Source organism: Streptomyces sp. NRRL B-24085, from assembly GCF_001282115.1.
Lineage (GTDB): Bacteria > Actinomycetota > Actinomycetes > Streptomycetales > Streptomycetaceae > Streptomyces.
Genome location: NZ_LJBR01000379.1, coordinates 1 through 6,097, shown reverse-complemented (window position 1 = coordinate 6,097; position 6,097 = coordinate 1). Strand labels below are relative to the sequence as shown.

Here is a 6,097-nt window from a genome sequence, read left to right as displayed (position 1 = left end):
GCCAGCGGTCCGTCCCGCCCCGGCACCCCGTCCACCGCCAGCCGGTCCCGCAGCCGCTCCGCCGCGCCCCGCCGGTCCCGCCACCACCCGTCCGGCACCGACCCGACGACGTTCGCGGCATCCACGACGACCAGCAGCACGTCACTCATGCCCCCAGCGTCCCACGCCCGGCCCACCCGAGGACGGCGCCGGCCGCCGGATTAGAGTGGACCCGTGTCAATGGTCCGTACAGTGAACGGCGACTGGCTCATCCGCGCCCGCGACGGCCGACTCGGCGTCTACGCCACCCGTGACGAGGCGGTGTGGTGCAGGGCGGAACGCCGCCCGGGCGGCGACACCTGGCTGCCCTGGCGCAAGGTCGGCGGCGACCAGCGCCTGCATCCCGGACTCGCCGTGGGACACGGCTCCGACGGCTACGCGCACCTCGTCGCCTGGCGGCCCACCAAGGCCCAGGAAGCGGGCCTCGTCCACTCCACGCACTTCCGCGTCCACCTCGCCGCCCTCGACTGGAACCCGGTCGGCCATCCCGACAGGGCCGGCGCGCGCACCGGCCCGCCCGCCGTGGCCGTCGACGCGGAGGGCCGCGCCCACGTCTTCGTCCGCGACCGCGGCCACGGCGTGCGCGCCCTCATCCAGAAGGAACGCGGCGGCTGGAACGCCTGGGCCGACCTCGGCGGGACCGACGTGCACGAGCAACTCACCGCCGTGACGGGGGAGTCGGGCCGCGTCGAGCTGTACGGCACCGGTCCGGCGGGCATTCTGCGCTGGCTCCCGGGGGAGGCGGGGGCCCCTCCCGTCCCGGCCGACCCGCTGCCGGTGCGCGTGGAGCCGGGCACGCTCAGCGCGCTGCCCACCTCCAAGGAGCACACCACGCTGTTCTTCGCGGACCCCGAGGGCATGCTCCACGCCTGGCGTCCTGACACGGAACCCGTGCCGCTGCTGGCGGCGGCCGGGCCCGGCCCGGTGGCGCTGCTGCGCTGCACCCTGGAGGGCCACGACTGCACCCTGCTCGCCCAGCGTTCGGCTTCCGGCCGGGTCGCCTTCGCCGCGTGTCCGACCGAGCAGGAGTCGGCGGGCCTGTGGTGGACGGAGTCCGGCCCGCAGGTGCCGGCGGGCACGGCCGTGGCCCTCGCCGAGGACGCGGACGGCCGTGTCACCGCCGCCACGGTGACCCCTGACGGGGACCTGCGGATCGCCCGGCAGAAGGACGAGCCGGGACTGGCCCTGGCGGCCTGGCAGGAGGTCTGAGCCCCCGCCGGCCCGGTCCGGTGCACCGGTGTACGACAGAGGGCCCCCGCCGCGGCGGGGGCCCTCCTCATGGTCGTACGCGGAACGCTTACGCCGGAACCGACGCCACGCCCGGAGCCAGGAACTTCTTGCCGTTCACGCGCTCGGAGACACCCTCGCGGTCCAGGTACGGCGTGATGCCGCCCAGGTGGAAGGGCCAGCCGGCGCCCGTGATCAGGCAGAGGTCGATGTCCTGGGCCTCGGCGACGACACCCTCGTCGAGCATGAGCCCGATCTCCTGGGCGACGGCGTCCAGGACGCGCTCGCGGACCTGCTCCTCGGTGAGGACGACATCGCCCTGCTTGAGGAGTGCGGCGACCTCGGGGTCGAGCTCCGGCTTGCCGGAGTCGTAGACGTAGAAGCCGCGCTTGCCCGCCTCGACGACCGCCGCGAGGTTCGGGGAGACCGTGAAGCGGTCCGGGAAGGCCCGGTTGAGGGTCTCCGAGACGTGCAGACCGATCGCGGGGCCGACCAGTTCCAGGAGGACCAGCGGGGACATCGGCAGGCCGAGCGGCTCCACCGCCTTCTCCGCCACGGCCACCGGGGTGCCCTCGTCGATGACGTTCTGGATCTCGCCCATGAAGCGGGTCAGGATGCGGTTCACGACGAACGCCGGGGCGTCCTTGACCAGCACCGCGGTCTTCTTCAGCTTCTTGGCGACGGCGAAGGCGGTGGCCAGCGAGGCGTCGTCGGTCTGCTCGCCGCGGACGATCTCCAGGAGCGGGAGGATCGCGACCGGGTTGAAGAAGTGGAAGCCCACGACCCGCTCGGGGTTCTTGAGCTTCGACGCCATCTCCGTGACGGAGAGGGAGGAGGTGTTGGTGGCGAGGATCGCGTGCGCCGGGGCGACCGCCTCGACCTCCGCGAACACCTGCTGCTTGACGCCGATCTCCTCGAACACGGCCTCGATGATGAAGTCCGCGTCGGAGAAGCCCTCCGCCTTGTCCAGCACACCGGTGACCAGGGCCTTGAGGCGGTTCGCCTTGTCCTGGTTGATACGGCCCTTGCCGAGCAGCTTCTCGATCTCGGCGTGGACGTAGCCCACACCCTTGTCGACACGCTCCTGGTCGATGTCGGTCAGGACGACCGGCACCTCCAGGCGGCGCAGGAAGAGCAGCGCGAGCTGGGAGGCCATCAGACCGGCGCCGACGACACCGACCTTGGTGACCGGGCGGGCCAGGTTCTTGTCCGGGGCGCCCGCGGGACGCTTGCCGCGCTTCTGCACCAGGTTGAACGCGTAGATGCCGGAGCGCAGTTCGCCGCCCATGATGAGGTCGGCGAGGGCCTGGTCCTCGGCGTCGAAGCCCTGCTGGAGGTCGCCGTTCTTGGCGGCCTCGATGATGTCCAGGGCGCGGTAGGCGGCCGGGGCGGCCCCGTGCACCTTGGAGTCCGCGACGAAGCGGCCCTTGGCGACGGCCTGGTCCCAGGCCTCACCGCGGTCGATCGCCGGGCGCTCGATGACGATCTCGCCCTTGAGGACGGACGCCGTCCACAGCAGGGACTGCTCCAGGAAGTCCGCGCCCTCGAACAGCGCGTCGGCGATGCCCAGTTCGTAGACCTGGGCGCCCTTGAGCTGCTTGTTCTGGTTGAGGGAGTTCTCGATGATGACCGAGACGGCCTTCTCGGCGCCGATCAGGTTCGGCAGCAGGGTGCAGCCGCCCCAGCCGGGGACGAGGCCGAGGAAGACCTCGGGGAGCGAGAAGGCGGGCAGGGCCGCGGAGACCGTGCGGTAGGTGCAGTGCAGACCGACCTCGACGCCACCGCCCATCGCCGCGCCGTTGTAGTACGCGAAGGTCGGCACCGCGATGCCCGCGAGGCGCTTGAAGACCTCGTGGCCGCCCTTGCCGATGGCCAGTGCGTCCTTGTGCTCCTTGAGGAGCTCGACGCCCTTGAGGTCGGCGCCGACGGCGAAGATGAACGGCTTGCCGGTGATGCCGACACCGACGATCTCGCCGGCCGACGCCTCCTTCTCGACCTGGTCGATGGCGGTGTTCAGGTTCGCCAGCGAGGCCGGGCCGAAGGTGGTCGGCTTGGTGTGGTCGAAGCCGTTGTCCAGCGTGATGAGCGCGAAGCGCCCCGCGTTGAACGGCAGGTCCAGGTGGCGTACGTGCGCCTGGGTGACGACCTCGTCCGGGAACAGCTCGGCCGCACCCTTCAAGAGCTCAGTGGTGCTCACTTGCTGCCTCCGGCGTCCTTGTGGTTCGGGTTCTCCCAGATGACCGTCGCGCCCATGCCGAAGCCGACGCACATGGTGGTCAGGCCGTAGCGGACCTCGGGCTGCTCCTCGAACTGGCGGGCCAGCTGCGTCATCAGACGCACACCCGAGGAGGCCAGCGGGTGACCGAAGGCGATCGCGCCGCCGTACTGGTTGACGCGCTCGTCGTCGTCCGCGATGCCGTAGTGCTCCAGGAAGGCGAGGACCTGGACGGCGAAGGCCTCGTTGATCTCGAACAGGCCGATGTCGGAGATCGACAGGCCGGCCTGGGCGAGGGCCTTCTCGGTGGCCGGGATCGGGCCGTAGCCCATGACCTCCGGCTCGACACCCGCGAAGGAGTACGAGACCAGGCGCATCTTCACCGGCAGGTCGTTCTCGCGGGCGAAGTCCTCGGAGGCGATCAGCGAGGCGGTGGCACCGTCGTTCAGACCGGCCGCGTTGCCGGCGGTGACCCGGCCGTGGACACGGAACGGGGTCTTGAGACCGGAGAGGTTCTCCAGGGTCGTGCCCGGGCGCATCGGCTCGTCGGCGGTGACCAGGCCCCAGCCCGTCTCACCGGCCTCGGGGTTGGTGCGGCGGACCGAGATCGGGACCAGGTCGGCCTGGATCTTGCCGTTGGCGTACGCCTTGGCGGCCTTCTCCTGGGAGCGCACGGCGTACTCGTCGGCGCGCTGCTTGGTGATCGTCGGGTACCGGTCGTGCAGGTTCTCCGCGGTCATGCCCATGAACAGGGCGGACTCGTCGACCAGCTTCTCGCTCACGAACCGCGGGTTCGGGTCCACGCCCTCGCCCATGGGGTGACGGCCCATGTGCTCGACACCGCCGGCGATGGCGATGTCGTACGCCCCGAAGGCCACGGAACCGGCCACCGTGGTGACGGCGGTCAGCGCGCCGGCGCACATGCGGTCGATGGAGTAACCGGGCACCGACTGCGGCAGACCGGCGAGGATGCCCGCCGTGCGGCCGATGGTCAGGCCCTGGTCACCGATCTGCGTGGTCGCGGCGATGGCGACCTCGTCGATCTTCTTGGGGTCGAGACCGGGGTTGCGGCGCAGCAGCTCCCGGATCGCCTTCACGACGAGGTCGTCGGCGCGGGTCTCGTGGTAGATGCCCTTCGGGCCCGCCTTGCCGAACGGGGTGCGGACGCCGTCGACGAAGACGACGTCCCTGACGGTACGAGGCACGATGGCTCTCCTCCAGATGCGGGATCTGCACTGCTGCGATGCGCTGAGCGCGCGCTCAGGACCCATGCTACTTATGAGTAACGTGACTGCCCACCCCTGGAGGCGGGAGCGGCGAAGGTCACACCGCGGGAGGCGCCGTGGAGCCCCGCGGTGTCAGCACCGGAGTGGGCACCGGGTGCGATCCGGGTCCCTCCCCGGTGATCACTCCGAACAGGGTACGGGCCGCGTCCGCGCCGAATCCGTGCACGTCGTGGCTCATCGCGGAGAGCGTGGGGTGGGTGAGCCGGCACAGCTGGGAGTCGTCCCAGGCGAGCAGGGAGACGTCCCGCGGCACGTGCAGCCCCATCTCCGCGGCGACCGACAGTCCGGCCACCGCCATGATGTCGTTGTCGTAGACGATCGCCGTCGGGCGGTCCGCCGGCGGCGCGGTCAGCAGGGACCGGGTGGCCCGCCCCCCGGCCTCTCCGGAGTAGTCGGTGGTCACCTGCCAGGCCCCCGCGAGGCCGAGCCCGCGCGCCGTCTCGTCGAACGCGGCCGTCCGTGTCGCCGTGTGCCCGAGCGCCGCCGCCCCGCCCACCCGGGCGATCCGCCGGTGCCCCAGCGCCGCGAGATACCGCACGGCCTCCGTCACGGCGGTGGCGTCGTCGGTCCACACGGAGGTGAGGTTCCCGGTGAACGACGGATGCCCTACGGCCACCACCGGCATCCCCAGCCTCTCGGCCGCCGCGACACGCGGGTCGTCGGACCGGAAGTCGACCAGGATCGATCCCCCGACCTGCCGTCCCCGCCACCACGACTCCTGGAGACCGACCTCCTCCTCCACGGTGCGCACGAGGCGCAGCAGCAGCGAGCAGTTCCGCTCGATCAGCACGCTCTCCACGCCCGACACGAACTCCATGTAGAAGGGCTCCAGTCCCAGCAGCCGCGCCGGCCGGCAGATCGCGAGACCCACCACGTCCACCCGTGACCCGGCCAGCGTCCGCGCGGTGAGGTTCGGTGCCCAGCCCAGCTCCCGCGCCGCCCGGAAGATCCGGTCCCGCGTCGCCTCCGACAGCCCGGGCTTCTGGTTGAAGGCGAGGGAGACGGCCCCCTTGGACACCCCGGCGCGCGCGGCGACGTCCTTGATGGTGACGCGGGAGGTCGGCTGGGCTGTCATCGGCTGGGCTCCAGGCAGTACAGGGCGGACCGGGCGGCGTCCGGATCGGGAGTCTGCCACCCGCTGACCCCGATGGTCACCCGCTCGCCCGGCAGCAACGTCACCAGCCCCCGGTCGGCCCGGGCCGCCGGATCCAGCCGGTCTGCCTGCAACAGCAGATCCCGTACGAGCGTACGGGCCGTCACCGTCACCGCACCCGGCGCCACCGTCACGTCGAACTCGGGCCGGGGGTAGGGGATCTCACGGTCGGGGGAG

General features: G+C 71.7%; 4 protein-coding genes and 2 pseudogenes. 1 reads left to right on the top strand and 5 read right to left on the bottom strand.

Going from position 1 to position 6,097, the window contains the following annotated elements; translation table 11 throughout:
* Positions 1–149 (bottom strand): annotated as a pseudogene (locus AOJ26_RS33605) (NTP pyrophosphohydrolase); the annotation flags it as partial.
* A 70-nt stretch (positions 150–219) separates the two neighbouring features.
* Here AOJ26_RS33605 and AOJ26_RS33600 point away from each other — a divergent pair.
* Positions 220–1,248, top strand: a complete 1,029-nt coding sequence (locus AOJ26_RS33600) for a hypothetical protein (protein ID WP_078960131.1) — start codon at positions 220–222, stop codon at positions 1,246–1,248.
* Between the two features lie 88 nt (positions 1,249–1,336).
* Here AOJ26_RS33600 and AOJ26_RS33595 read toward each other — a convergent pair whose 3' ends face one another.
* From AOJ26_RS33595 to AOJ26_RS33580, 4 genes and pseudogenes are all read right to left on the bottom strand, one after another.
* The gene (locus tag AOJ26_RS33595) at positions 1,337–3,463 is read right to left on the bottom strand and encodes a 3-hydroxyacyl-CoA dehydrogenase NAD-binding domain-containing protein (protein ID WP_053852150.1); all 2,127 of its coding nucleotides are present in this window, start codon (positions 3,461–3,463) and stop codon (positions 1,337–1,339) included.
* Positions 3,460–4,686: a thiolase family protein gene (locus AOJ26_RS33590; protein WP_053852149.1), complete on the bottom strand. Its 1,227-nt coding sequence runs from the start codon at positions 4,684–4,686 to the stop codon at positions 3,460–3,462. The genes AOJ26_RS33595 and AOJ26_RS33590 overlap by 4 nt, the downstream gene beginning before the upstream one ends.
* A 118-nt stretch (positions 4,687–4,804) precedes the next feature.
* Positions 4,805–5,842: a LacI family DNA-binding transcriptional regulator gene (locus AOJ26_RS33585; protein WP_053852148.1), complete on the bottom strand. Its 1,038-nt coding sequence runs from the start codon at positions 5,840–5,842 to the stop codon at positions 4,805–4,807.
* Positions 5,839–6,097: pseudogene (locus AOJ26_RS33580) on the bottom strand (glycoside hydrolase family 2 protein); the annotation flags it as partial. The gene AOJ26_RS33585 and the pseudogene AOJ26_RS33580, both read right to left, overlap by 4 nt.